Below are 25,563 nucleotides of genomic sequence, written 5' to 3'. Positions count from 1 at the left end.
TCCGGACCCTTGTATATTCAGGGCAAACGGTTATAGTGGTCTATTGTTAAAAACGCGAAAAGGAATAACCTGCAGGTTCAAATACGATCTTTTTCGGACCTTCTTTAAGGGATCGGAAAAGGATTTCTTCCATAATAAAAAAAGGTGGAGGAAACTTCTTATTGAATTGTTAGCTAGGTAGTATGGTTGTGAGTACAGAGCAAACTTCGGGTGTATCAGATCAAGAAACAAGTTGGGAGAGTGTATTCTCTCTTAAGATCAGTTCGGATAATCTGGGCGCCGATCTAACTATTCGTCCCGGAATGATCAAGGGAAGGGCTCTTTCCACTAGCATAGTTATAGAATATCTTCATAATAAGGATATTTCCCAAGACCGTATCATTGGGGACAATATCTACGGAGCCCTAAAACAACTACAATCATCCACGGGCAGGATGGATTTTTCTCCTATTTCTTTCGTGGTGGCCCAAGGTTTCCCTCCTGTAAAAGGAGAGGACGGCTGGGTAAAATTCTATCATCCTCAGGCACAAAGGGTAAAGATCGGTGAGGATGGACACGCGGATTATAGAAATATCGAAAGGTATATTTATGTAAAGGCAGGGGAGAAGCTCGCCACTTTATTCGAAGGGATCCCTGGCAAACCAGGTATGGACGTTTTCGGAAAGCCGATTGCTCCTCCTCCTATCAAAAGACCTAAACTTACTATTGGTAAGAATGTTCAAGAAAAGGGTTTGGTCCAAGATAATAAGCCATTGGTGGAATATTTTGCCACCTGCAATGGTGCGATCTTTTCTACCGAATCTTCTATCACCGTTTCCCAAGAATTACAGATCGATTCCAACGTGGGACTCGGAACAGGAAATATCAATTACGACGGAAACGTATTAGTAAAAGGTGATGTGGAAGCAGCTACCTCCATCAAGACCCAAGGGAATCTGATGGTAAAAGGGAATGTGGAAACTTCCGATCTAGTAATCGCTCGAGACCTAGAAGTCAGCGGAGGGATCAAGGGTGATGGAAAAAATATCATCAAGATCGGCGGACATCTTTACGCTAAGTTCATTGAGAACGCAGAGATAGAAGTGGACGGAGATGTTGTGGTCGAAGGTTTTATTCTAAACTCCAAGATCCATTCTTTAGGCAACGTGATCCTGAACGGATCCAGCGGAAACTTAGTATCTTCTACCGTATCTACTTATATGGGATTGACCTGTGCGACTCTCGGCTCCCAAGCAGAGTTAGATGTTACTGTGGAGCTAGGATTTCATTTTAAGAATGAGAAAACTTTCCAAGATCTTACTAAACGTCTTCAAGTAGCGGAGAAGGACATGGAGAAGATCCTGCCTAAAGTCCAACAGATCAAACAGATGGTCCAAAGATCCAGAGGCCAGATCCCTGAAGATAAAAAAGAAGGCTATCGTAAGATTTTCGAAGAGTTCAACAAGCAGAACAAGTTCATAGAACTTGTGAAACAAAAGATAGAAGTATTAAAATCCTCCAGATTTAATCCAGGGGAAGTGCAGCTTGTGGTCCGTAAAGGTTCATATAAAGGAAGTATCATCAAATACAGAAGACAGGTGGAGAAAGTTGAAAAATTCCAGTCTGCCTTTATGATGCGTTTCCAACCGGGCCAAGACAAAGCGGCAATGGTTGCTATTAAACCTCAAAAGTGATCAGCCGAAAAACTCTTTGATCTTATCCGGAGGAACAATCCCTTTCTCCGTGATAAATGCTTTGATTAGGTTCGCTGGTGTCACATCAAAGGAAGGATTGAGCGCCTTTACTCCTACTGGAGCGATTACTCCTTCGGAAAGGATTGCTTCTCCTTTTTCATTTTTTAGAAAGTTTAAACGAGTGACCTCGTCTTGTGTCCTCATTTCTATCGGGATCTGGGAACCGTCCGTAATTTTGAAATCAAAACTTTTCTCTGTGGCTGCAATATAGAAAGGGATCCCATGGTGTTTGGCTAAAACCGCCAAAGGATATGTTCCTATTTTATTCGCAGAATCGCCGTTAGCTGCTACTCTATCCACACCTACAATGACCGCGTCTATCTTTTGGGAGGACATGAGCCACCCTGCCATACTATCTGTGATCAGATAGTTTTCGATCCCTTCTTCCATGAGTTCCCAGGCGGTGAGTCTCGCACCTTGCAGATAAGGACGGGTCTCGTCCGCATATACAATAAGATCGTGTCCCGCTTCTTTTAGAGAACGGATCACACCGAGTGCTGTTCCATGTCCTGCGGTTGCCAGAGCGCCGGTATTACAATGAGTGATAATTTTGAGTTTAGAAGGTGAAGAAGGAAAAAGTCCCACACCGTTCTTCGCTAATGCTAAATTATTTCGGATATCTTCTTCGAAAACATGGATTGCGAATTCTTCCGATTTTTGTTGGAGTTCCGATAAACTCACTTTATCATATTCTTCTTTCGGAAAAATCGAAGAAAGTTCTTCGAATGCTCTGCGTAGATTCACTGCAGTGGGCCGCGAACCCAGAATTTTGGAAAGTATGGTTTGGAATTCTTGGTATTCCGGTTTTTTGGAAAACTTTTTAAATTCTAGGACTGCACCGAATAACCCGGTGATGGCGATTGCAGGAGCTCCTCTGACCACCATTTCTTTTATGGCAAAAATCGCGTCCTCGGAGTTTTTTGCGGTAAACCATTCTTTCTTACCGGGAATTTGTCTTTGGTCTAAAAGTTTGAGTCCTTCTTTCTCCCAAAAAATCGGCCTTAAGTTCTCTTTTTTCATTTTTTTACTCTCCGAGGCTAAAGCAGGCCTTTCCTTTCTTCGATGATAGAACTGTGATTGAAATCATCCGCCGACTCCCCGGAGGATGAGGACGAACCGGGGCCGATCCCGCCCCGGCTTTGCCTACTTGACTACGATACCAGTACCTTTAATCCTTACATAATGGCAAAGAGAAATCCGACCTCAGGTCCGAAGCTTTTCGGATTCTCGCTGATTCATCCTTTGAATCTGGTCTTATTCTTCAATATCTTCGTTTGGGCACTTCTGATGATGGAAGGCGGACGAGGAATTATAACTTACTTTTTCGGATTAAATCCAAGCCTAGTGATCGAGAAGAAAATGTACTGGCAGGTGTTCACGTACGGATTCCTCCACGTGGTCGGAGGGGATTTTTTCTCTTCTCTCATTCACATAGGGATGAATATGTTCGGGCTTTTCACCGTAGGATTCTGGCTCTGCAGATATGTCGGCGGTTGGAAATTCTTAAGCGTGTATCTTCTCTCCCAATTAGGCGGTGGGCTTTTCGTTTTGTCTTTTTCTTATATAGGTTGGAAGACAGGACTCGTTCCGGAAAATTCTATCTGGGATAGTTATCATTCAGCTACAGTAGGAGCAAGTGGAGGGGTTTTCGGAGTGCTTGCTGCATTCAGCCTAATGTTTCCTGAAGCAAGATTCGTTTTCCCTCCTGTAAGAGCAAAATTTGCTCCTTGGGTTTTGATTGGTTTCGGATTTTCAGTGGATGCATATTATCTTTTGCAATTCCATTCCAGCGGTGTCATGTCCCAAAGTTTTTTCGGAATGATGAGTAACTCCGGCCATTTGGGCGGAGCGGTCTTTGGTCTACTCAGTCTTTTGGGGCTCCAAAAATTCGGAGGAAAAACCAAAACTCCAATCTTCGTAAGAAGATGGGAAAGGCCTAAGGAAAATCAGGAAAGAGTGGTCGTTCGTCCTAAAAATTTAGAAGACCCTTTCGAGACACAGATCCGGAAAAATAGGGAACTCTTAAGTCAACTGTATGGAATTTTGGATGCAAAGGAGAAGGAAAATATTCTTTCTCCCATACAAGCGGAGAATACAAATCTCTGTCCTCCCTCTGACTACAATCCGGAGGATGCATTTTGTCTTCGTTGCGAATGGCTCCAAAACTGCGAATTGAGAAAATTAAAGAAAGAGCACCCGGAACCTTGAAAGAATTTGGAAGAACTTTTTCGTCTATGTTCTTATAACAAACTTTGGGCGGAAATTTCTGGACATAAATCGAATACGTCCATAGAATAGTTTCCGTCCGAAAATTCGGACATGGCTTTGAGGACCTCAGTAAAATTGGCGGATAAAAAGAAAACAGTTCTCCCCGACGTTCTTATGAGGGAGAAATTACAAAAGATCGCCCTTAACGAAAAAGCAAAAGCTTCCAGGGTTGTAGGATCCGACAAAGGTAATTCAGGCGACTCCAAGAGAGATGACGGGCCTGGCTCTAAAATTTACAATGCAATAGACGACTCTCTGGCAGACCTTAGATATTATTTTTTAGAAGGCGAGTACAGGGATAAGGTTGCAGACTTATTCAATCGCAACGAAAGCCAATTCGATAGGTTAGGCATTACTCCCAGAAGATTTTTAGATTTCGCCAGAGAGTCCTTCGATCGATTCAAACAATTACAGAAAAAGATGCCTTTAGAGCCTATGAGTAAAAAGGGCTGGGACTATCTGGAAAGAAGTTTGCTGGAACTGATCGGCAAACTGAATGAGAAATTTAATAAGTAGTAATCGATCCAAAATTGGGAGAACCGAATGTTGGAACTCCAGCAAACGAAACCCCTAAAAAATAAAAAAGCCGCAGGACTCTGCGGCTTTTTCGTTTGGAAGCTTATCTAAAAGATTAGAAGAATCTTTTTGCTGCTTCTTCCGGAATTGCAATACCGGTAAGTTTTGCTTTTTGAAGAACTTCCCAGAAGTAACGATAAGTCGCTCTGTCGTGAAGATCTCCGTCGTGTTGGATCGGTCCCCATTCTGCGTCTTGAGCTTTTACAAGAATAGCTGCAGAAGTTTGGACTTCGCTATAATCCGGAGCCATTGCATCTAAGATCGCTTGGATCTGAGTTGGATAGATAGACCACATACGAAGGAATCCGAACTCGTCATGAGCTCTTTTTGCGTCTTTGTAAGTTTGGTATTGGTTTTTCAGGTCCAAAGTAACGTTGTGAGCAGGAATTACTCCGTGAGCTAAGGCAGCGGCCACACAAGAAGCTTTTGCTCTTCTTAATAATTCGTGGTCGAATTGTCCAGGGCTCTTCATACAAGAAGCAGGGATTGCTCCGTGGTGACCGGAGATGAAGTCCATCAGACCGAAATCCACTACTTGCATCCAAGGAAGTGCAGCGATCTTATCCACATCAGCAAGTGCTCCGTGAGTTTCGATCAGAACGTGGATTGGGATCTCTCTGGTGATCCCAGCTTTTTTAGCAGCAGCTTGGATATAGGTGATCATCTCTTCCACTTGGGAAGCTTTTGTAGGTTTAGGAATGGTGATGTATGCGATCTTGTTTCCAGCACCTGGAACGATAATATCTACGTCTTGTTTCCAGAATGAATTGGTATAATCGTGGATCCTTACACCGCTCATATTATGCATATTGAGTTCGGAGTTTTGGATACGGACGATCATTTCCGCGTGTTCTTTTTCTTTTCCGGTTTGAGCCCCGTCTTCGCAGTCCATGGTAATGTCGAAAAGACCGCCGAGTTTGTTTTGTAACTCCAGAGCTTTAGTGATCAGTTTTTCGGATCCGGCAAAATGTTCACAGGCCGGGATGATGGGGAAAGGTTTTTCTCCTTCGAATAATGCATCCTTAGGATGTGGTAATTTGGACATAAAAGTACCTTTTAAGTTTTTTGCGATTTTAGCCTGGCTCGGCCGTCTTAGAACAGGGTTTTCAGGAAAGGCCTTCCAGGCAACGGATTTTTGGAAGTGTTGGCTCAGGCTTCTAGGAGTTGTAGAATGACTGCTTTCTGCGCATCCAAGCGGTTCTCCGCCTGTTGGAAGATAATAGATCTAGGACTTCTGACCACTTCTCTTGTGATCTCGTATCCGGAATGGATCGGCATATCATGCATAACCTTTGCCTTGGTCTCTTTCAATAACGCTTCGTTGATCTGGAAAGGCATCATTAGGTTCATCCTTTCCTTCTTCTTATCTGCGAAAGCTGGATCGTTGAAAAATTCCATATCCACCCAGGTATCCGTATAAATATAATCCGCATTCTTTACGGAACGGATGAGGTCAGTCTCCCATTGGATGGTGCCCTTCTTCTTGGCTCTTTCCACAGTTTCCGGATCTATGTTTTCAGTCTCCGCAATCGGGGTAAGAAGTGTAAGTTCCATTCCGAGAGCTGAAGTGATCCCGATCAGGGAATTTACTACGTTATTATGCACTCCGATATAGGTGAGCTTCAGTTCCTTAAGGGGTTTCGGATTATCTATCACGATGGTGAGAATATCCGCTAGGGACTGGCAAGGATGGAATTTATTACAACATCCATTGATGACCGGAACCTGAGAACCTGACTTTAACTGAAGAAGTTCCTCATGTTTTCTCATCCGAGCCATGATAACGGAAACGTTTCTGGAAAGATATTCCGCTTCCAGGTCTATGTCCGAAAGAAGAAAATTAGAAGTCATCCAATCCAAATAGATCGCATGTCCTCCCATCTCAGTCATCGCGACTTCGAAGGAAACCCTAGTACGAGTGCTTGTCTTTTGGAAGAGCATAGCAAGCGTTCGACCTGTCATATGTCCCAGATAATTGGCCCTATGATTTTTCACATGGACAGCAAACTGCAGAAGGTCCAGAACCTCTGCGTCCGACCAATCCTGCCAGGAGATAAGATGTTTGATTTTAGGGCTTTCCATAGACCGTTAAACGTATACAGTCTAAAAAATCAGCGCAGGTAGATTCGACAATCTCAAAACTCTGAAAGATAGATAGGGAAAAAGGGGAGGGATATAAATCTCCCTCCCTAAGTGTTTTCCGGGGAAAAAAGCGTGATCCGTTCTTTACAAGAAATGAATTCGGCAGGAACAATAAGACCTTTCGATTACGCCGGTTTTACCGAAGGAATACGAATCCGTGAAGAATAAGCCCTGTTTTCATGCTGACAAGGGCCATCGTTTCAAAAACGTTTCCTAATAGAGAGGGGAACCGTGTCGGAAACCGTTACAGGCAAGAATATAGTAGAAGAGGAAACCAAACGTAGGAGAACCTTCGCCATCATAGCCCATCCGGACGCGGGTAAGACTACCCTTACAGAAAAGCTTTTATTGTATGGAGGCGCTATCCAACTTGCGGGTGCGGTAAAGGCGCGTAAAAACCGTAAAGCAGCCACTTCCGACTGGATGGAGATGGAAAAAGAGAAAGGGATCTCTATCACTTCCGCAGCTCTACAATTCGAATATAAAAATCATGTATTAAATTTATTGGATACTCCTGGTCACGAGGACTTCTCTGAGGATACGTACCGCACGCTGATCGCCGCTGATACCGCTGTGATGGTGTTAGATGCAGGTAAGGGAGTTGAGCCTCAAACAATCAAATTATTTAAAGTATGTAGAGACCGTGGGATCCCGATCGTTACATTCGTAAACAAAATGGACAGGCCCACTAAGACCATGTTCGCACTCTTGGATGAGATCGAAAAAGTTTTAGGCATCACTGCTATTCCAATGGTATGGCCTATTGGGACCGGAGTGGATTTCAGCGGAGTATATAATCGTGTGGATAAAAAGATCTACACTTACGATAAAACTCCCGGCGGTTCTCAAAAGTCTGCATTCCAAAGTTCCGGGATAGAAGATAAAAATCTAGATACTATGTTCGAGGACTGGGTCTTAAAACAGTTTAGAGAAGAAGTGGAACTTGTAGAAGAAGGGATCGCAGCGTTCTCCTTAGATGCATTTTTAGATTCTCAGATCACTCCAGTATTTTTCGGATCCGCAGTGAATAACTTCGGGATCCAATTGTTCTTGGATCATTTTTTAGAGATCGCTCCTCCTCCTTTGTATTTTCCATTGAAGAATGGGGATCGTTTAGATCCGATCACTACGCCGTTCAGCGGGTTCGTGTTCAAGGTGCAGGCCAACATGAATAAGGCCCACAGAGATAGGATCGCATTCCTGAGAGTATGTTCCGGTAAGTTCGAAAGAGGACTTAACGTGAATCATGGAAGACTAGGAAAACCTGTTAAACTTTCTTCTTCTTTTGCTTTTTTCGGGCAGGATAGAAACACTGTGGATGAAGCTTATCCGGGAGACATCATAGGTCTTGTGAATCCGGGCACGTATTCTATCGGAGATATATTAGCTAGCGGAAAAGTCCCTGATCTAAAACCCCTTCCGGTATTCGCCCCTGAAATTTTCGCTACTCTTTCTTGTGTGGAAACGGGAGCTCTCAAAAGTTTCAGAAAGGGAATAGAACAATTGGCAGAAGAAGGTATTCTTCACTTATTCACTTCTCAAACTGTGGGCGGCGGATTGCCGGTAATCGGTGCAATGGGTCAGCTCCAGTTCGAGGTATTCAGAAGAAGGTTACAAGACGAGTATTCTGCTCCTACGAATATCAATATTCTTCCTTACCAAGTCTCTTGCTGGCTGTTAGAAGAGGATATTCCCAAAGTCCCTCAAGGTTCCAATCTTGTGACTGATAGTTTGGGAAGGGCAGCCCTTCTATTCGATTCGGAATGGGAGAAGGGTTATTTCCAAAAGAAAAATCCTGAGATCCGTTTACTGGATTACCCTACCCAAGATGTTTCCGAGTTGAATCAGGAATATTGAGAGGTTTTATCCTCCAAGGGATGTGCAAAACTTTGAGAGTGGTTGCTTGCCTAATTCTTTCAGTCTAGTTTTTGACTCCGAAATTTCTTTCTAATAAAAATAAATAATTTCCTGTAGTGTGGCGAATAATCCTGCCGTCGTATATAATGTATTTGCACCAGATGATTCAGGGCGGGATGGAAACATTCCGCTTTTTTTTTGTCTTTGCGAGCGAGCCGTAGGAAGCAAAGAGCCGCTTGTTCTAAAAACAAAAAAGCCCCGACGTTTCCGCCGAGGCTTTTTTGAGAGAAGAGTTAATCTTATTTCAAGTTTTCCGCGACTAGTTCCGCGATATCCTTTACTTTTACTTCTTCGATCTTTCCTTCTTGTTTTACCCCGTCTGTGATCATTGTGATACAGAAAGGACAAGCGGTTGCGATCGTAGTTGCTCCGGTATCCATAAGCTGATTGGATCTCTTGAAGTTGACCCGATCTCCATGTTCTTCCATCCACATCTGAGCTCCACCAGCACCGCAGCAAAGTCCTTTGGAGTGGTGATCGACAGCTTCTGCGAGTTTTCCACCGGAAACCTTTTTGACCAGGTCTCTTGGGTTCTCGTAGTTGTCGTTGTATCTTCCGATATAGCAGGAGTCGTGGTAGGTATACTTTCCAGCGTTTGCATCTTCTGCAACACCTACATCGATTTTTCCTTCTTTAGAAAGTTCGTTGATGAACTCAGAGTGGTGGATCACTTCGAAGTTTCCGCCGAACTGAGGATATTCGTTTTTGATCGTGTTATAGCAGTGAGGACAAGCGGTTACAACTTTTTTCACATTGTATCCGTTCATTGTGTCCACATTAGATTGTGCTAATGTTTGGTAGAGATATTCGTTACCACCTCTACGTGCGGAATCTCCGGAACATCCTTCTTCCGTTCCTAAGATACCGAATTTAACATCAGCCTTTTGCATAATTTTTACAAAAGATTGTGCGATTCTTTTGTTACGATCATCAAAAGCTCCAGCACATCCTACCCAGTATAGAACATCTACATTGGAATCTTCTGCCATGGTTTTAACGCCAAGACCTTCTGCCCAATCCGCTCTGGAGTGCGCAGCAACTCCCCAAGGGTTAGAGTTGTTTTCCATGTTTACGAATGCGCCTTGTAATTCTGCAGGGAAATTAGAATCAACAAGTACTAAGTGTCTTCTCATTTCCATGATCGCATTTACTTGGTTGTTTCCAACTGGGCAAGCTTCTACGCAAGCGTAACAAGTAGTACATCCCCAAAGAGCTTCTTCGGAAAGACCTTCGTATTTTCCGATGACTGAAGTGTCTAATGCGGCAACTGCATCGGCAGCACCTTCCGGATTAGTCTCTCTGATCTTTACCACTTCCGGCATTTTGTCCATAAGCGCGTGTTTTAATTCCACGATGATCGCTTTAGGGTTTAGAACTTTTCCTGTACGGTTTGCAGGACATTGCACTTGGCAACGACCGCACTCAATACAAGAAAGTCCGTCCAGAAGGTTCGGCCAAGGGAAGTCTTCTGTTCTTGTAACTCCCCAAACCGCAGTCTCGTCTTCCAAATTCAATTTGGAAAGAGCACCCTTAGGAGTATCCGATTGTAAGAAATAGTTAAATGGCGCGAAGATCAAGTGCGCATGTTTGGATGTTGGAACATACAACATGAACGCGAACACAGAAAGAATATGTGTCCACCACATGATCTGGAAGACCAAGTCAGCGGAAGAATATTCTACACCGATCGCTTCCCAAATCGCTCCGATCCCTGCAGCGATTGGTGCCGCATCATGGAATGGGTTTGCGTATTCTGCTCCGACCGCTCTTGCACCTTCGCCCAATAGGGTGGAGAGCATGAGTAGGGAGATCATTCCGATCACGATTGCAGAAGCTGGAGAATGAACATCTAATCCTTTTGCTTTTTGGATCCAACGTCTCCATGCAAAGAAGCCAAGTCCCACTAATACCAAAATGGAAACCACTTGGAGGGCTGCTTCGTAATAATGGTTTGCGGTTTCTCCGAATACACTTCCAACTAAGGTGAATTTGTAAGGATCATCCAACGCATATCCAAATACACCGGAGATGAACTGGCTGGTAGTATGCAGTAAGTAGGTGACGAATCCGTAAAATACGAATGCGTGCATGATACCGCGTAATGGTTCTTTGAAGTTCTTTTTTTGTAAGATTACGTTTACTACGAAACTTTTGATCCGGAATCCCCAGTTCTTATGTTCCAGGAAGTTTTCGGTTCCGTGAGCCTTTCTAGCATTAAATACAAGATTTAATCTGTAGAGAATGGCACGAACGAATACAACATTTGCTACTATAAACAGAGCCGTGAAGATCACGTGGAAGGCGATTTGAGAAATAGCCATAGTTTTTCAGGTTACCCTTTGTATTTGGATGGTCTTTCATAGCAGGCTAATGATTAGGAGGCGCCCTGTCCAGGAAAAAAGATACTTAGGCTCCTTGTGGGAGTTCCTACATGCGGACTTGAAACCAGTCCCTTCTTCCTTTAGATCGTGTACATATTTAACTGCGACTCAATCGCAATAAATGAGAATGCAATTTAAAAAGGACGTGCATTTTTGAAGAAATAGAAAACTTTGAAGAAGTTAAAGGAAGAAAACTTTCCATTCAGATGAGCCGAATATTCCCAAACCATTCCACCGATTCCATATTAGAAAAAGCCCTAGACGGAGAACGTATTTCTCCCCAAGAGGCATTGGAGTTGTACGAGTCTGGCGACCATCTTAAAATTATGGCAACTGCAAGGACCTTGAGAGAAAGAGTTCTCCCAAGCACAAGTGCCAGCTACACAATGTTCCGAGTGGTAAACTACACCAACTATTGTAATGTAGAATGTAATTTTTGTTCCTTCATGGATGAGATCGGAAATGGAAAGGGTTACGTTCTTTCAAAAGAAGAAATATTAGAAAAAATGGATTATGCCGTTTCGGAAGGAGCGGACCAAATGTTCCTGCAAGGCGGGGTGTATCCGGATCTACCTTTCGATTATTATCTGGATGTGATCTCTACCGTAAAATCCAAATATCCTGAGATGCATATCCGTGCATTCTCTCCTGTAGAAATTATCAATTTAGAAAAGATTACCGGCAAATCTTTATTCGAAGTTTTGCAAATCTTGAAGTCTGTCGGTTTGGATTCAGTGCCTGGAGCAGGCGCCGAAATTTTGACCGACAGAATGAGAAACATTATCTCCCCTAAAAAAGCAACTACCGAAGAGTGGGTACGCGCGATGGAAACCTGTCACGAAGCAGGACTCCCAGGAAGTGCAAACATTGTTTTCGGTTCAGAAGAAACCAAAGAAGAGGTAGTAGAACATCTCACCGTAGTCCGTAATCTCCAAGATAGGACCGGAGGATTTCTTTCTTTCATCCCTTGGACCTTCCAACCTCAGACCAAAAGATTTAAAGTAAGAGCTGTTTCTACACAAGAATATCTGAAAGTTCTTGGGATCTGTAGGATCTTCTTAGACAATATTAAGCATATTGAAACTTCCGTGATGGTACTCGGAAAAGGTGTGGGCCAGTTGGCGCTTACAAGCGGTGCGGACGATATTTCTTCCGTGGTGATCGAGGAGAATGTGCTACGTTCCTTCGGTTTGAAAACCGAAAAAGAAGCTGTCAAGTTCCTGAAAGAAGGCGGATTCACACCTAAAAGAAGAGACCTTCTCTATAATTATGAAAGATACGAGGGAAGGGAACTCTCAGCGGTCTGATCTTTTCCTTTAAATTTGTAATTTTTTTCCAAAAATCCAAGTGACTTCAGTCCGTTAACTTTCCTAAATAGATAGATTCGAACGGGGGAAGAATGAAAAAATCTTTGAGCTCTAAAATACTACAGTTATCCGCGATCTTCGGATTTCTATTCTTTGTATCGAATTGTTTGGATTCTCATAGAGATCGGATCCATATGGATACCGGAGTCAGCGTAAAAACCTTAGGTCCTCATAAATACCAATTCGTGGCAATCGGAAAAGCCTCTGTTCCTTCGGTGGAAGAACAGGACCTTTTCAAAATGAAAAAAACTTCCTGCGAAGCTGCAAAATTACAAGTCACCCAAAGACTAGATGAGTTGGAAGCGGACCAAAAACATAGACAATTCTTCTTAGAACAAAAAGAACAGAAATACTTCGGCGACGGAGAATACTGCGAACTTACTTATATATACGAACTTCCTCCGGCCAAGAAGCAGAAAGATCAACCTTAGTATTCAGCTTAGTAGCTTCTACTATAGTTACTCTGTTCCTACCGGCGGATTTGGAATTATACAAGCCCGAGTCTATGGATTGGTATAGATCGTCGAAAGTAAAATCCTCATCGTAAGAAAGAATGGCAGCGCCTATGGATACTGTGATATTTACAGGTCTGTCGTTCGTATCTCTGACAGAAAGTGCATGAGATTCCACACCTATACGCAAAGATTCACAAAGAGTTTTTAGACTTTTAGGATCTACTGAATCTAAAAGTACGCAGAACTCGTCTCCACCGATACGAGCACAAATATCGGTGGATCTCACTCTGGACTTCATGACAGCGGAAAGAGTTTGGAGAGCCTCGTCACCAGTCATATGCCCATACTTATCATTGATCTCTTTTAAGTGATCCAGATCTAAGATCACAAGAGCCATTTGAAATTGATGTCTTCTCGCTCTCTTCTTAAATATATCGAATTGCTCTATCAAATACCTACGATTATAAAGATCGGTAAGATCATCCAGGTTGGAGATCATTCTGATATGCAGATTTTTTGCCTTTAGTCTGAGAACCGCACCGGATAATTTTCTTTTATCCCGGTAATCCATAGTTCTCCAATAGTTCATGATCACATTTCCGAAAGTTCCTACAAACAGATAGGTGAGAAGGATCGGAAATTCTTTCATCGCTTCAATAGGAGAATCTCCCAAGTAGCAGACACCTAAGAACATCAGGCAGAACACGAAGTTTGTGGCAACTGCAGTGGTAGTGGTCAGCCAAAGAAGAAGGTTCATACTGAGTAAGATCGCAGATGCCTGGTGTAGATAGACATCGTAGTGGACCTTATCCAAATATAAGAATGGAAAGAATGAGATGAGAAGGCTAGAAGAAGTCCATACCTTATAGAACTCCAGTTTTTTAGGGACCCAATCCTTTTTACGGGCATGTCTCCATAAAAACACAAGAGAAAGAACGATTAATGTGATCCTACTGGATTGAAGAAATAGTAGAGATTCGTCTTCGAAGTCTCTCGAATTAGGCAGAAAATAGGTGATTAAGCTGATTACGATGCAGAGAGAATAATGGGCCACCAAAGATTGGCGAATTTCGCTCCAATTGGTCTCTAAGAATCCTTGGGGGTATCGATTAAAGAAGATCCGCTTAGATAGTAAGCGAATTCTTCGGTCTATGCCTGGGAACCACTTGAACATTTGTTTTCATTTCCGCATGGAAGGTCTTTTGGAAAAACCTCCATAATAAGACCAGCGTTCAAATAGAACATGTCTTAGAGCAAGGAAGAATCCAAATTTAGTCAAAAAAAATCTAAGGCAAGCGATTGGCGTATTTGTCAGAAGATTGGAATTCCGATAGCGTTAGGATAAATAGGGAACCTCTTTGAGATCTTGATCAAGGAGTTCCTACATGCGATATCGATTGGATGTTGGAGTTACAGCAAAACTTATCCCTTTTCGGATAGATTTTATCATACTTTTATTCTTAGAGAGTTGCGATCTTTCTAGGGTTCTTAGTCAGAACTTCCGGGATAGGAAGTCCTACGCCGCCAAGAGAGCGAACTTGTTTTCCATTGATAAAGAGTCTGATCCCTTTTAACTCTGAATTTTCCAGAATGCTATAACAGATCTGATCCACTCTATCTTTCAGAAGTTCAGGACCCGCACCCGCTTCAAAGTCCGGGCCAAGATACAGTTTTAATACTCCATTCTCCACGGAGTATTCTTTGGAATATTCCATTCTGTTAGGAAGTGCATTCAAAACACCTTGGGTTTTTTCCTCTGCAGAAGGTCCCTTGGTGAGTTCTTTCATGATAAACAGGATCTTATCCCCGTGATCGAATTTTCTTTTCAGCTGAACTAGTCTGGAATGAACTTTATTCCCTCTTCCATAAAACTTCAGAAAATAAAGTTTGATCTCTCCTGGAGAATGATCTAAGCGAATATTGCGAGAAGGACCCGATGCGAGTTCCGGTTTAGGCATTTCGACGATAGGGATAAACATTTCTTCCGGATCGTTGGAGTCGGAGGAAAGTTCTTCCGAAGAGCCTTCTCCATTCTGCATCAGCTCGGTTAAAATTTCATCTTCCGCTTGGTCCATTACCTGTTCATGGGTTTGTTTCCCTTTGTTTTCAGGAGAAGTAGGAGATAATGGATTTGTTTTTCCAATCGTATTAAATTTGGAAAAGAAAGAAGGGGATTCTTGTCCGGGAGAGGAGGTATTCTTATTCCCTATGGACTTATCCAATAAAACTAAAACGAATAGTGTCCCTGTCAGGATATAAAGAAGCGATTTAAGTTTATCCGATTCGGGCACAATACAATTTTCGGCTGATCCGGAAACTGCCTTCTCACTTTTTCCAAGGAAAATAGATTAGAATATTCGGTCCAGGTCTTCTAATTGGGCCAGACTCACTTCCCAATCCGGGATTTCTCCCTCAGGAGCGTGGCCATAGGCGCAGAATGCGAACGGGCTCCCGTTTTTGCGGGCTGCCTCGTGGTCGGAACTTCTGTCCCCGATCATCAATATCTCGTCTGGAAAAAAAGAATAATCCCTGATATATTTTGCGACTATATCCGGCTTGGTTTTGATCGTATCGTTGTCCAAAACCAGGATCGGGTCGAATAAAGGGAGGATTCCGGAGACTTCCAGGATTGTTTCGACATAGGGTCTTCTGCCATTCGAAGCGGCTAAAATGAGATACCCCTTATTTTTTAAGGAAGTAACGGTTTCTTTGACCTTAGGGTAGAATTCGCCTTCTCCATGTCGGATCTTAGACACCAAAAGTTCCAGTACAGAGTCGGAGATCTGGTCTCTTTCGGACTCTTTAAGTTGCGGTACCAGGTTCAAAAAGATGGTTTTGACCGGTTTTCCGATCTCCAGCATGATCCTTTCTCTGTCCGGGATCTCTATCGGGATCTGGGAGTTGGCCGAAAATCTACGGATTGCTTCCGCATAGGTTTCTAAGATGATTCCTTCAGAAGAAAATAGGGTTCCGTCCACATCGAAGGCAAGTGCGCGGACCCGTTTGGGATTCCAATCCATTAGCAAGACAATATTTTGGCCGGGGAATTCGAGGCATTCCTTTTTTCCTTCGCTTGATTTTCCCCGCATAGGCATAAGGATGGGAAAAGAGTTCCGGATGGAGAGATTAGGGAAAAACCGGGGAATAGCGGATCTAGAGTCGCCTGCTGATTCTAGAAAGAGTTTGTATTCTTCCTTTGTCTGGACGGATTATAAAAGCCAACTCCAAAAAAGAGTAAGGGCAGAAGACCTTCCTAAATATTTTCACTTAACAGAATCCGAAAAGATCGGAATCGAAGAGACCATCCGGCTGAATGTAGGGACCACTCCTTATTATCTATCTCTCTCCGATCCGGAAGACCCGAATTGTCCCATCCGAAAGATGATCGTCCCAAGAAAGGAAGAATCCTTCTTCTCTCCGGAGGAAACTTTGGACCCTTTGCATGAAGAAGATCTTTCTCCAGTCAAAGGGCTCACTCATATGTATCCGGACAGAGTATTACTTTTTTCGAATCATGAATGTTCGGTGTATTGCAGACATTGTATGAGAGGAAGAAAGGTTTCCGATTCGACTGAAAGAATGGAAACTGCGGATCTAGAATTATGTTTTGATTATATTCGAAATCATCCTGAAATTTCTGATGTTGTGATCTCAGGTGGAGATCCTCTAAATCTTTCCGATTCCAAAATAGATTGGATCCTGGAAAATTTGGAAAAGATCCCACATGTGAAAATTTGCAGGTTAGGGACAAGGAACCCTGTGACTCTTCCTATGAGGATCACAAACGATCTATGTAAGATCATAGAATCCCATAATACGGATCATTTATCGATTTTTTGTAATACTCAATTCAATCATGAGAAAGAATGTACTCCGGAAGCTAAAGAAGCTATCCTCAAGCTATTAAAGGCGGGGGTGAGTGTGGGAAACCAATGCGTGATCTTAAAAGGGATCAATGACGATGGGGAAACAATGCTCAGGCTTCATCGAAAACTTTTGGAACTTAGGATCAGAGCATATTATATGTACGATCCGGAATTGATCCCAGGTTCTCGCGGCTTTAGGACTCCTCTTGCAAAAGGGATTCAAATAATTGAATATATGCGTGGAAAAGTCGCGGGTATGGGAATTCCACAATTTGTGAACGATCTTCCGGGTGGTGGAGGAAAGGTAAACCTTGGGCCGAATTGGTATCTTGGATTTCATAAACCTTCTCGCAATCATGTGTTCCGATCCGCCGTTCGAGGAACTTATCATTTGAGTCCGGAGCCTTTGGACAGTGAATATGAGGAATTTTATCCTGAGATCAGTGAGGATACTTGGTCAAAGTTACTACAGAATTCCTATTCCGCATTCAAGGGTCTCGGACCTTTAGGAGAACCTGGAAAATGAATTCAGATTCTCCGTCCGTTTTGATTGTAGCTGATATCCAAACTCCTGACTTGGATCCAAAGGATACCCAAGAATGGGAGGATCGAAATTCCGTTCAGGAAATCAAACGCTGCCTAGAAGAATTAGGGGAGAAGGTGGAGATCCTTGAATTTCCGTCGAAGTTACTACAAAAACTCTCAGATTATTCTAGCTTAGAGCCAAAGGATCGGCCTGTTCTATTCCATTTGGTAGAAGGTTTCCGCTCCAGAAATAGAGAAGCTTTACTTCCTGCAATTGCAGAATATTCCGGATTTCCGCATACTGGGTCCGATGCCTACGCACAGAATCTGAGTTTGGATAAACATCTTTCTAAATTGTTTTGTGCGTCGGCAGGTGTTCCTACCAGTCCCTGGACGATTTGCGAGAAAGATACTGTCGAAGTGACTACAAACACGGCACAGAATGTGGAGCGGAACGCGGATTCCAAATTCCGTGGCTCCAGACTTCCATTAGACTCAGAATTCCCAGTATTCTTCAAACCCAGATTCGAAGGCTCTAGCCTCGGAGTAGGAGAGGAAAATCTAATCTCTGATCGGGTGGCCTTGGAACAATTTATCCAATCGAAATTCCAAGAATACTCCTCTTGGATCTGCGAATCGTATTTGCCGGGAGAAGAATGGACGCTGGCAGTAATCGGTTCACCAACTTGTGGGTATAAGGCGAGCCAGGTCGCAAGGATAGGCTTGGAAAATTCTCCCGAAAAGTTATACGGAGAAATTACCAAAACAAAATTGAGCATGCCTGAAAAATTATATTTCGATCTGGATACGGAAAGATCAGAGTATATCCAAAAGAATTCATTAGAATTATGTAAACTACTCAAAACTTCCGGAGCAGTTCGTTTGGATTGGAAGGCGGACTCGGAAGGAATGCCTATATTCTTAGAATGGAATTTAACTCCGGGTTTATCTTCCTACTATAGCAGTTTTCCTCTTTGTTACTCCCAAAGTTTCGGGACTTATTCGGATCTGATTCAAGAACTATTGGGAATCACAAGAGAAGAATTTTTAACGGAAAGATTTCTCTATTCTAAACTGAAAAAAGAAAAACAAACGAGCGGGATCGAAGGATGAAAACGTTTCGAGAAGAATTAATAGACCAGGTCAAATATCATCCTGTATTGACCGCAAATTTATGGTTGGAAGAAAAAGAAGAAAGGATGGAAAAGTCGGACCTTCTTCTTTGGTTGAAGCAGGAATATTTTGTGTCTGTGGAATTCGTGAACTGGTTCTTAAATACGGCGGCTCTTACGAATTTTGTGCCTTCTAAGATAGTGCTCGTGGAAAATATCTGGGAAGAATTAGGAGAAGGAAAAGAGGAAGATTCTCATGTTTCCATCCTTAGGAAATTTCTCTCAGAAATGGGAGAAACGGTAATTCAGGAAGATATGCTTCCTGAAACTGGAGCGTATCTGGAACTGATGAAAAGGATAACAACTACCAATTTTTATTCTGCGTTAGGTGCACTTGGACCTGCAAACGAGTATCTTCTGAAATTGGAATATTCCAGAATGTATAAGTCTTATTCGGATCTGAGATCCAGGATGACCCTTCCTGAAGGAAAATTTTTCCAGGTGAATCTGGAGGCGGACGAATCCCATTCCGAAAAGCTGTTCAGGCTAATCGAATCAGTGGCAACAGATCCGGAAAAAATGCAAAAAGTGAGAGAAGGGTCTAAACTTGCTTTAGATGCACGTTTAGTATTTTATGAAGGTCTAAAGAAGATAATTTCCCAGGTTTCTTACTAAACCTTAGATCGGATAGATTTCAATAGGCTCATAACTACCATTCCGAGCAAAGGAACCAAGGGTAGATATAGAATGGGAGAAACCCATCTCCAACCTTTTAAAGAATGAGAAAGTTTTCGGACGGCAAAAAAACCGGGGTATCTCATGCTTCCTGAGATAAGCTGTACATTCCCTGCAACTAATTTAGGTTCTAAACCCGGATGAATTTCTTTCAGATCCTGGGGAGATAGATCTCTAAAACTTACAAATTTTATGTCTTTGTTCAAAGAAATTTCAGACAAACGAAAAGCAAGGCCGGTACAAAAACCGCAGTCTCCATCATATAAAAAAATATTTTTCTCCATATCAGGAATCGATCCGTTGTTTAGATTCCAGATCTTCCGGAAGGTTTCTTAAAAAATCGCAGACTGAAGGAATTTCTTTCTCTTGTAATCCGATCCAAAAATAGATCCAGATGCCTTCTTTTTGAAGACCGCTACATTCCTTTGTATACCATTTGGAGATTGTATTCTCCGCTCTGGCTCTCCAGAAAAGGACCGGAGCCTTCTTTAACATTTCGTCCCAGATATCTCTTCCTACACCTTCTCCCCTCGCGATCTCGTTCACTGCGAATTTAGAAAGAAATGTGCCCCAAGGAGTGCTTTGAAGAAGTGCACATCCCTTGTATTCCGACTCTAATACGATGCCTGAAAATTCCTTATTCCAAAAACCTTGTTTTAATCCCCTTCCGAAAGAATTTTCTATCAGTTCGTTCAGTTTTTTTGGATCTATCTTTTGGAAATCGGTATGAAATTCTATTTTATTCTTTTTTCTTAATAGAGTCCCGCTACCTTTGATAGTGAATAATTCTTTTAATAGACCCGGAGCCGAAGTGATCGCGATCTGAAGATTCGGATCTCCCGTATATTCAAAAATCTTTTTACATTCTTTGAATAGCGATTCGTCTTCTTTTTGGAGAGTTTCAGAAGATTCGAAGTCCAAGATAGAGATCTTTTTATCCGCAGAATTATAAAGTCCGCTTCTTGCAGTGAGAAGAATTAATTTTTTGGTCCTTAACTCTTTACATAAATTGGAAAGGTAAGGATAAATTTCGGATCCGCCTTGGTCAGTTACGAATACAGGGATTTTCTTTTCTTTTAAAGAAGAAACAACCGATTCCAATGGTTGGCTTGGATTTCGGAACCATTTTGCCGGTAGGTTTCTAGAACCTGGAAGTTCTTGTCCTTCTTCTAATGAATCCTTGATGGATTCCAAACTCATTTTGGAAGCGGGGGAGCGATAGAATAGATTCGCGTAAGAGACTCCGTCCTTCTCCAGAACGACAACAGGGAATAGTTGTAACTTTTGTAATAATTTTAAATTGAATAAGAATGCTTCTGCGGACTCGGTCAAGGTCTCGGAGCTTGCATGGATGACTGCAAATTTTTCAGGCTCCAAGGATTGGAAGAGTTTCAGGAACTGAAAACTATCCTTGGAGTTTTCTGTGACTTCTAAAAGTTTGAGTAGGATCTCCTGGTGATTCATCTCTCCCGGGAGTCTGGTTTAGTCGATCCGATAGGCAACTAATTTTCCTTTTAACTTTGCGATAGTGACGGATTGTTCCTTGTCGGACTTCAGTTTTAAGAAACCTAAAAGAGAAGGATCTCCTGCTACCATAGCCACATACGATCCGGAAAAATTCTTTTTCAAGGCATCTCCCCAGCTTGCATAGAGCTCGGAAACGGATTCTTTATCTCCCAAACGGACTCCGTATGGAGGATTGGTCACAATTTTTCCCTCTTTGAAGCCAAACTCGGGGTCCAGTTCTTCCGCAGAAGCTACTTTCCAGCGGATCAGGTCAGCGACTCCGGCTTCTTTTGCATTCTTCTTTGCTAGGTCGATTGCATCTTCTGAGATATCGGAACCGAAGAGAAGGATCTCTTTAGAAGCCCATTCTTCCTTTGCTTTGCAAGGTCCGAAAAGTCGAGTGAAGATAGAAGATCTGGATAAACTTTTATAATTCACCCAGCCACCGTTTCTCATTCTGAGCGCTGCCTCTATCAATAGGGTTCCGGAACCGCAGAATGGATCGTACAATGCTTCTCCAGGTTTCCAACCTGAAAAACGGAGAAGTGCCTGGGCCAAGGTCTCTCTGAGTGGAGCTTCTCCACCTTCTCTTCCGTGACCTCGCCTTTGTAAAGGTTGTGCGTGTAATGCAACGAATAATTTTACCTGGTTCATTCTGGAACGAAGGTAGAATAATACCTCAGGTTCTTCGCGATCCGCCTCAGGCAGTTCCAGACCTTGTGCTCTGAATCTGTCAAAGATCGCATCTTTTAAGCGGTAAGTCGCATAACGTGAATCTTGAAGATTATCCTTGGTTGCAGCGTCTATTCTGAACTTTGTCTTAGGAGAAAGTAGTTTCTCGAAAGGGAACATTGCAGCGACTTCGTATAGATCGTCCGGTCCATGAATATCCGACCAGGAAGATAATTCGAAACTGATCCCGGAGGAAATACCGGAACTCAAGCAGAAGTCTCTGACTTTTTTAGAAGGTCCCTGGAAGAAAACTCCTCCTCTATTATCGGAGAGAATTTCTAGACCTGCGTCTTTGACTTCTTCTTTTAATAAGAATGCAAGCCCGTCTCCACAGGACGCGTGATAGGTGAGTGCTTCCGGTCTATCGAATTCGGAAAGAGAAAGTTTTGCGGATTGCCAACCTGCACGGATACCTTCTCTGTAATTGTCTTCTTCGTAGGAATGAGTCCCTCGTTCGGAACGAAATCCTTCTTTTCCGCGAGGAGAAAAAGGACGTCTTTCACCACGATTTGAATCACGAGTGAACGGTTTACGCTCCCCACGGTTTGAATTTTCACCGTAGGAACTTCTACCTTCTCCTCTTGAGTTCTGAGAGTATGGTTTTCTTTCACCCCGATCTGAGTTGCCAGAGTATGGCTTTCTTTCTCCACGGTCTGAGTCGCGAGAGAATGGCTTCCTTTCAACACGATCTGAATTACGAGTGAATGGTTTACGTTCCCCGCGGTTTGAATTTTCATCGTAGGAACTTCTACCTTCTCCTCTTGAGTTTGGAGAAAATGGTTTTCTTTCGCTACGATCTGAGTTGCCAGAGTATGGCTTTCTTTCACCACGATCTGAGTCACGAGAGTATGGCTTTCTTTCACCACGATCTGAATTACGAGTGAATGGTTTACGTTCCCCGCGGTTTGAATTTTCACCGTAGGAACTTCTACCTTCTCCTCTTGAGTTTGGAGAAAATGGTTTTCTTTCACTACGATCTGAGTCGCGAGAGTATGGCTTTCTTTCTCCACGGTCTGAATTTCGGGAGAATGGTTTACGCTCTCCGCGATCGGAATCTTTTTCGCGATAAGGTTTTCTGTCATCGTCTGAAAATTTACGATTTCCGGAGCGGGCAGGCGGTTTTCTATCATTGCCGGGACGAAACGGTTTAGGTCCTCTTTCTTTTTTGAAATCGGAATCTCTATCTTCTCTGCTTTTATAAGGCCTTGGAGATGATCCTTCGTCTTCTTTTCTTTTTTTGAAATCAGGTTTTTGGAAGGATCTTTGTTTTGGATTTTCGGAAGAAGAATATCCTGGTTTGGAATTTCCGTCTTTGGCGCGATACGGTCTTTCTGAATCGCCTCTTTCTTTAGAGCGATATGGTTTACGATCGGAATCTTTATCGGAGCCCGTGTTTTTGGATCGAGTCGGTTTGGAAAAAGAAGAACCTGATTTAGCAGGCCCCTTCTTGCCAAAACCGGAAGAAGGGGATTTTTTAGGGGATGGTTTTTTGGAATTCAATGCTTAGGCGATTTGTTGGGCCAAATAATTTTGGACCCCAATGGTTTTGATGATCTCTAGCTGGGCCTCGAGCCAGTCGATATGCTCCTCCTCGGAGACGAGGATCTTCTCGAGCAATTCACGGGTGCCGTTGTCTTTGTTTTTGGTGGAAATTTCTATTCCACGATTCAAACGTTCTACGGCATTGTATTCTACGTCCAAATCATTCTTTAGGATACTTTCGATATCCTTACCTACATTGATCTTCATGTATCTTTGCAGATCGGGAATTCCGTCCAGGAAGAGGATACGCTCGATCACTTGGTCTGCGTGATTCATCTCTTCGATGGATTCCTTCTTCATGTAAGAAGCAAGTTTGTCGTATCCCCAGTTTTTATTCAACTTTGCGTGGATGAAATACTGGTTGATCGCTGTGAGTTCGGCGGAGAGCACTTCCGCTAAGATTTCGAGGACTTCTTGGTTTCCTTTCACGTCGTTTCTCCTACCTAAAATCACTATATACGAGAGTGCCTATTTTGAAAAGCGAGATTCGAAAAAAGGGTCCTCGACTTATGAGTTTTTGACTTTGCCATAGATCTCACACAGGAAAATTAGTAGGAATATGACTTCGGCCTATGTGCTCGACTCTCATTTAAGTAAATTTGGCAAGACTGATTCCGACTATCAATCACTATCGTATGAGACTGCGAATCATTTACTTAAGAGGAATCCCGGATTCCAACCAGAATTTCTAATATTCGCTTCCATGGCACCGGAACGTTATACCGGAGAAATTTTTTTACCGGCGAAGATCAAAGAAGATCTGGGTCTTTCTTCCTTATTCGCAATTCGTTCGGAGACTGCTTCTTCCAGTGGGGCTTCTGCCTTACATCTGGCCCGTTATCTTCTTCTATCAGGAAAATTTAAAAGAGGGATCGTGATCGGAACAGAGATCATGAGTAGACTTCCGAGAGAAGAGAATAATCTGCTCTTAGGTTCCGTACTTTCTTCCCAGCAAAGGAATCTAGCAATGTCCATGGCCCAGGGCGGGGCCTTGACCGCTACCAGGTATTTAAAGGATTTTGGATATACAAGAAAGGAGCTTTTTAGGTTATCCAAAAAACTCCACGATAACGGTCTTGAGAATAAGATCGCGCATATTCAAAAAAACTTAAGCGAAGAGGAATACTTTTCCTCTCCTATGTTCTCCAGTCCATTATGTTTATATGATATTTCTCCTTTGTCCGACGGTTCCTGCGCTTTATTATTGGAAACGGATCCGGCAAGATTGAAGAAGGACCGCAAAAAAATCTCGATCACCGGCACAGGACACGGTTTAGGCCAAGTGAATGGAGTGCCGGGAGGCTTAAGTTTTCCCGCGTCCAAATCGGCATTCGAGCAGGCTTATGCAGAATCCGGTAAAAAGCCTTCGGATATTCGGGTTGCGGAACTTCATGATGCATTTACGATCTTTGAGATCATTGCAGCGGAAGATGCAGGTTTATTTCCGCAAGGTAAGGCGCTTTCAAATGTGGCAGAAGGGATCACAGATAAAAGAGGAAAACTTCCTATCAATCCTTCTGGAGGTTTAAAAACAAGAGGCCATCCTGTTGGAGTTTCTGGACTCGCTCAAGTAGCGGAACTTTGTGAATTTATGAACCAAAATGATTCGGACACCGCACTCGGTTTATCCATCGGAGGATTGGGTGTGAATAATTTTGCCACTATCCTGGAGGCAAAAAGATAATGTCTGAAAATATTTTAGTCATCCAAACTGCCTTTTTGGGAGATTTGATCTTAACTACTCCGCTTTTTAGAGAGATCAAGAGAAGGTTTCCTGGTTCCAAAATGACTGTGATCGTGAACAAAGGAACCGAATCCGTTTTGGAAGCGAATCCTTGGATAGACCAGATCATTCCTTTGGATAAGAAGCAGATCAAATCTTCCTTTTTCGGTTTTTGGAATTTCTGCAAAGAATTAAGAAAACATAATTTTACAATTTGTATTTCTCCTCATTTTTCATTTCGTTCTTCCATTATTTCTTTTTTGAGCGGGGCCAAAAGAAGGATAGGATACAAAACCGCAGGATTTTCTTTTTTACTTAACGAGAGAAAGCCAAGGCTCTTAAGAGGACCTCATGAAGTGGACAAACTTCTTTCCCTTATATATTCTGAAGAAGAAAGAAAGAATATTTCCAGACAACCGGAGCTTTTCTGGAAATCCGAATCTGTCTCCGGTATCCAATCTGAAATGAAAAAAAACGGTTTGGAAAAAGGAAATTATATCCTGGTTTCTCCTTCTTCCGTGTGGGAAACAAAACGTTTACCTGCGGATAAATTTAAAACGGTCAGTAAACTTCTACATGAAAAAACCGGACTTAAGATCGTTCTGACCGGAGGAAAGGGAGACTCTAAACTCTGCGAAGAAGTCGGAGAAGATTTCGGTATCAACTTTGCGGGCAAAACAAGTCTTCCTGAAATGAGTTATTTGATGAGTGGGGCCGCACTTCTTGTGACTAATGATTCTTCTCCCATTCATTTTGCTTCCGCGTTTAATATTCCTACTCTGGCCGCTTTCGGCGCTACGATCCCTGCATTCGGTTATACTCCTTTGGCGAGTCGAGTGTTTATATCCGAGATAAACGGCCTAAACTGTCGTCCTTGTGGGATCCATGGGGGAAGGGTCTGTCCTAAAAAACATTTTCGTTGTATGTTGGAACAGGATACCGACAGAATGGTGGAAGAAGGAATTCGTCTAATAAAAGGATAA

General features: G+C 42.7%; 22 protein-coding genes. 11 read left to right on the top strand and 11 right to left on the bottom strand.

Features of this window, described 5'->3' with window-relative positions:
- Window positions 1–182 precede the first annotated feature (182 nt).
- A complete protein-coding gene (locus tag LPTSP_RS08230; protein ID WP_108928336.1) occupies window positions 183–1,673 on the top strand; it encodes a DUF342 domain-containing protein in 1,491 nt (496 codons plus the stop codon).
- On the opposite strand, the gene mtnA is transcribed toward LPTSP_RS08230, so the two are convergent.
- On the bottom strand, window positions 1,674–2,753 hold the full coding sequence (mtnA, locus tag LPTSP_RS08225) for an S-methyl-5-thioribose-1-phosphate isomerase (protein ID WP_108928335.1): 1,080 nt from the start codon (window positions 2,751–2,753) through the stop codon (window positions 1,674–1,676).
- A 162-nt stretch (window positions 2,754–2,915) separates the two neighbouring features.
- Between mtnA and LPTSP_RS08220 the strand changes: the two genes are divergently transcribed.
- Both LPTSP_RS08220 and LPTSP_RS08215 read left to right on the top strand, forming a co-directional pair.
- Window positions 2,916–3,941, top strand: a complete 1,026-nt coding sequence (locus LPTSP_RS08220; RefSeq protein WP_108928334.1) for a rhomboid family intramembrane serine protease — start codon at window positions 2,916–2,918, stop codon at window positions 3,939–3,941.
- A 135-nt stretch (window positions 3,942–4,076) separates the two neighbouring features.
- Entirely contained in the window at window positions 4,077–4,517 is a 441-nt protein-coding gene (locus tag LPTSP_RS08215) for an LIC11177 family protein (protein WP_108928387.1), read from the top strand.
- 115 nt (window positions 4,518–4,632) lie between these two features.
- Here LPTSP_RS08215 and LPTSP_RS08210 read toward each other — a convergent pair whose 3' ends face one another.
- Window positions 4,633–5,622, bottom strand: coding sequence for an HpcH/HpaI aldolase/citrate lyase family protein (locus LPTSP_RS08210; protein ID WP_108928333.1), 990 nt, complete (start codon window positions 5,620–5,622; stop codon window positions 4,633–4,635).
- Window positions 5,623–5,726: 104 nt separating this feature from the next.
- Window positions 5,727–6,659, bottom strand: a complete 933-nt coding sequence (locus LPTSP_RS08205; protein WP_108928332.1) for an ornithine carbamoyltransferase — start codon at window positions 6,657–6,659, stop codon at window positions 5,727–5,729.
- 291 nt (window positions 6,660–6,950) lie between these two features.
- Here LPTSP_RS08205 and LPTSP_RS08200 point away from each other — a divergent pair, with 291 nt between their 5' ends.
- Window positions 6,951–8,576 carry a peptide chain release factor 3 gene (locus LPTSP_RS08200; protein ID WP_108928331.1) on the top strand — a complete coding sequence of 542 codons (1,626 nt, stop codon included), beginning with the start codon at window positions 6,951–6,953 and terminating at the stop codon, window positions 8,574–8,576.
- 299 nt (window positions 8,577–8,875) lie between these two features.
- Here LPTSP_RS08200 and LPTSP_RS08195 read toward each other — a convergent pair whose 3' ends face one another.
- Complete coding sequence (locus LPTSP_RS08195; RefSeq protein ID WP_108928330.1) at window positions 8,876–10,957, bottom strand: (Fe-S)-binding protein; 2,082 nt, start codon at window positions 10,955–10,957, stop codon at window positions 8,876–8,878.
- A 266-nt stretch (window positions 10,958–11,223) separates the two neighbouring features.
- Between LPTSP_RS08195 and mqnC the strand changes: the two genes are divergently transcribed.
- Window positions 11,224–12,324 carry a cyclic dehypoxanthinyl futalosine synthase gene (gene mqnC / locus LPTSP_RS08190; protein WP_108928329.1) on the top strand — a complete coding sequence of 367 codons (1,101 nt, stop codon included), beginning with the start codon at window positions 11,224–11,226 and terminating at the stop codon, window positions 12,322–12,324.
- A gap of 92 nt (window positions 12,325–12,416) precedes the next feature.
- Entirely contained in the window at window positions 12,417–12,815 is a 399-nt protein-coding gene (locus tag LPTSP_RS08185; protein ID WP_108928328.1) for an LIC11299 family lipoprotein, read from the top strand.
- On the opposite strand, the gene LPTSP_RS08180 is transcribed toward LPTSP_RS08185, so the two are convergent.
- The 3 genes from LPTSP_RS08180 to LPTSP_RS08170 all read right to left on the bottom strand — a co-directional run bounded on the left by LPTSP_RS08180 (window position 12,763) and on the right by LPTSP_RS08170 (window position 15,859).
- Complete coding sequence (locus tag LPTSP_RS08180) at window positions 12,763–14,013, bottom strand: GGDEF domain-containing protein (RefSeq protein ID WP_108928327.1); 1,251 nt, start codon at window positions 14,011–14,013, stop codon at window positions 12,763–12,765. The genes LPTSP_RS08185 and LPTSP_RS08180 overlap by 53 nt on opposite strands.
- 286 nt (window positions 14,014–14,299) lie before the next feature.
- Window positions 14,300–15,130: a GerMN domain-containing protein gene (locus LPTSP_RS08175; RefSeq protein WP_167396425.1), complete on the bottom strand. Its 831-nt coding sequence runs from the start codon at window positions 15,128–15,130 to the stop codon at window positions 14,300–14,302.
- A gap of 57 nt (window positions 15,131–15,187) precedes the next feature.
- Window positions 15,188–15,859: an HAD family hydrolase gene (locus tag LPTSP_RS08170; protein WP_108928385.1), complete on the bottom strand. Its 672-nt coding sequence runs from the start codon at window positions 15,857–15,859 to the stop codon at window positions 15,188–15,190.
- 97 nt (window positions 15,860–15,956) lie between these two features.
- On the opposite strand from LPTSP_RS08170, the gene LPTSP_RS08165 reads away from it, so the two are divergent.
- From LPTSP_RS08165 to LPTSP_RS08155, 3 genes are read left to right on the top strand one after another with little or no spacing between them, the layout of a single operon-like run.
- Window positions 15,957–17,231, top strand: coding sequence for a KamA family radical SAM protein (locus tag LPTSP_RS08165; protein WP_108928386.1), 1,275 nt, complete (start codon window positions 15,957–15,959; stop codon window positions 17,229–17,231).
- Window positions 17,228–18,343 carry a D-alanine--D-alanine ligase family protein gene (locus LPTSP_RS08160; protein WP_108928325.1) on the top strand — a complete coding sequence of 372 codons (1,116 nt, stop codon included), beginning with the start codon at window positions 17,228–17,230 and terminating at the stop codon, window positions 18,341–18,343. Before LPTSP_RS08165 ends, LPTSP_RS08160 begins: the two co-directional genes overlap by 4 nt.
- Window positions 18,340–19,017, top strand: a complete 678-nt coding sequence (locus LPTSP_RS08155) for an iron-containing redox enzyme family protein (RefSeq protein WP_108928324.1) — start codon at window positions 18,340–18,342, stop codon at window positions 19,015–19,017. Before LPTSP_RS08160 ends, LPTSP_RS08155 begins: the two co-directional genes overlap by 4 nt.
- On the opposite strand, the gene LPTSP_RS08150 is transcribed toward LPTSP_RS08155, so the two are convergent.
- The 4 genes from LPTSP_RS08150 to bfr form a co-directional block, all read right to left on the bottom strand.
- A complete protein-coding gene (locus LPTSP_RS08150; protein ID WP_108928323.1) occupies window positions 19,014–19,361 on the bottom strand; it encodes a DCC1-like thiol-disulfide oxidoreductase family protein in 348 nt (115 codons plus the stop codon). The two genes, LPTSP_RS08155 and LPTSP_RS08150, sit on opposite strands and share 4 nt — an antisense overlap.
- Before the next feature lies 1 nt (window position 19,362).
- The gene (locus LPTSP_RS08145; protein WP_108928322.1) at window positions 19,363–20,541 is read right to left on the bottom strand and encodes an acetylglutamate kinase; all 1,179 of its coding nucleotides are present in this window, start codon (window positions 20,539–20,541) and stop codon (window positions 19,363–19,365) included.
- Between the two features lie 18 nt (window positions 20,542–20,559).
- The gene (locus LPTSP_RS19395) at window positions 20,560–21,726 is read right to left on the bottom strand and encodes a THUMP domain-containing class I SAM-dependent RNA methyltransferase (RefSeq protein WP_108928384.1); all 1,167 of its coding nucleotides are present in this window, start codon (window positions 21,724–21,726) and stop codon (window positions 20,560–20,562) included.
- Between the two features lie 1,092 nt (window positions 21,727–22,818).
- The gene (bfr, locus tag LPTSP_RS08135; RefSeq protein ID WP_086449192.1) at window positions 22,819–23,286 is read right to left on the bottom strand and encodes a bacterioferritin; all 468 of its coding nucleotides are present in this window, start codon (window positions 23,284–23,286) and stop codon (window positions 22,819–22,821) included.
- A gap of 130 nt (window positions 23,287–23,416) precedes the next feature.
- On the opposite strand from bfr, the gene LPTSP_RS08130 reads away from it, so the two are divergent.
- Window positions 23,417–24,541 carry a thiolase family protein gene (locus LPTSP_RS08130; protein WP_108928321.1) on the top strand — a complete coding sequence of 375 codons (1,125 nt, stop codon included), beginning with the start codon at window positions 23,417–23,419 and terminating at the stop codon, window positions 24,539–24,541.
- Complete coding sequence (locus LPTSP_RS08125) at window positions 24,541–25,563, top strand: glycosyltransferase family 9 protein (protein WP_108928320.1); 1,023 nt, start codon at window positions 24,541–24,543, stop codon at window positions 25,561–25,563. The genes LPTSP_RS08130 and LPTSP_RS08125 overlap by 1 nt, the downstream gene beginning before the upstream one ends.

Source organism: Leptospira johnsonii (assembly GCF_003112675.1).
Lineage (GTDB): Bacteria > Spirochaetota > Leptospiria > Leptospirales > Leptospiraceae > Leptospira_B > Leptospira_B johnsonii.
This window is presented reverse-complemented; position numbering and strand designations above follow the sequence as displayed.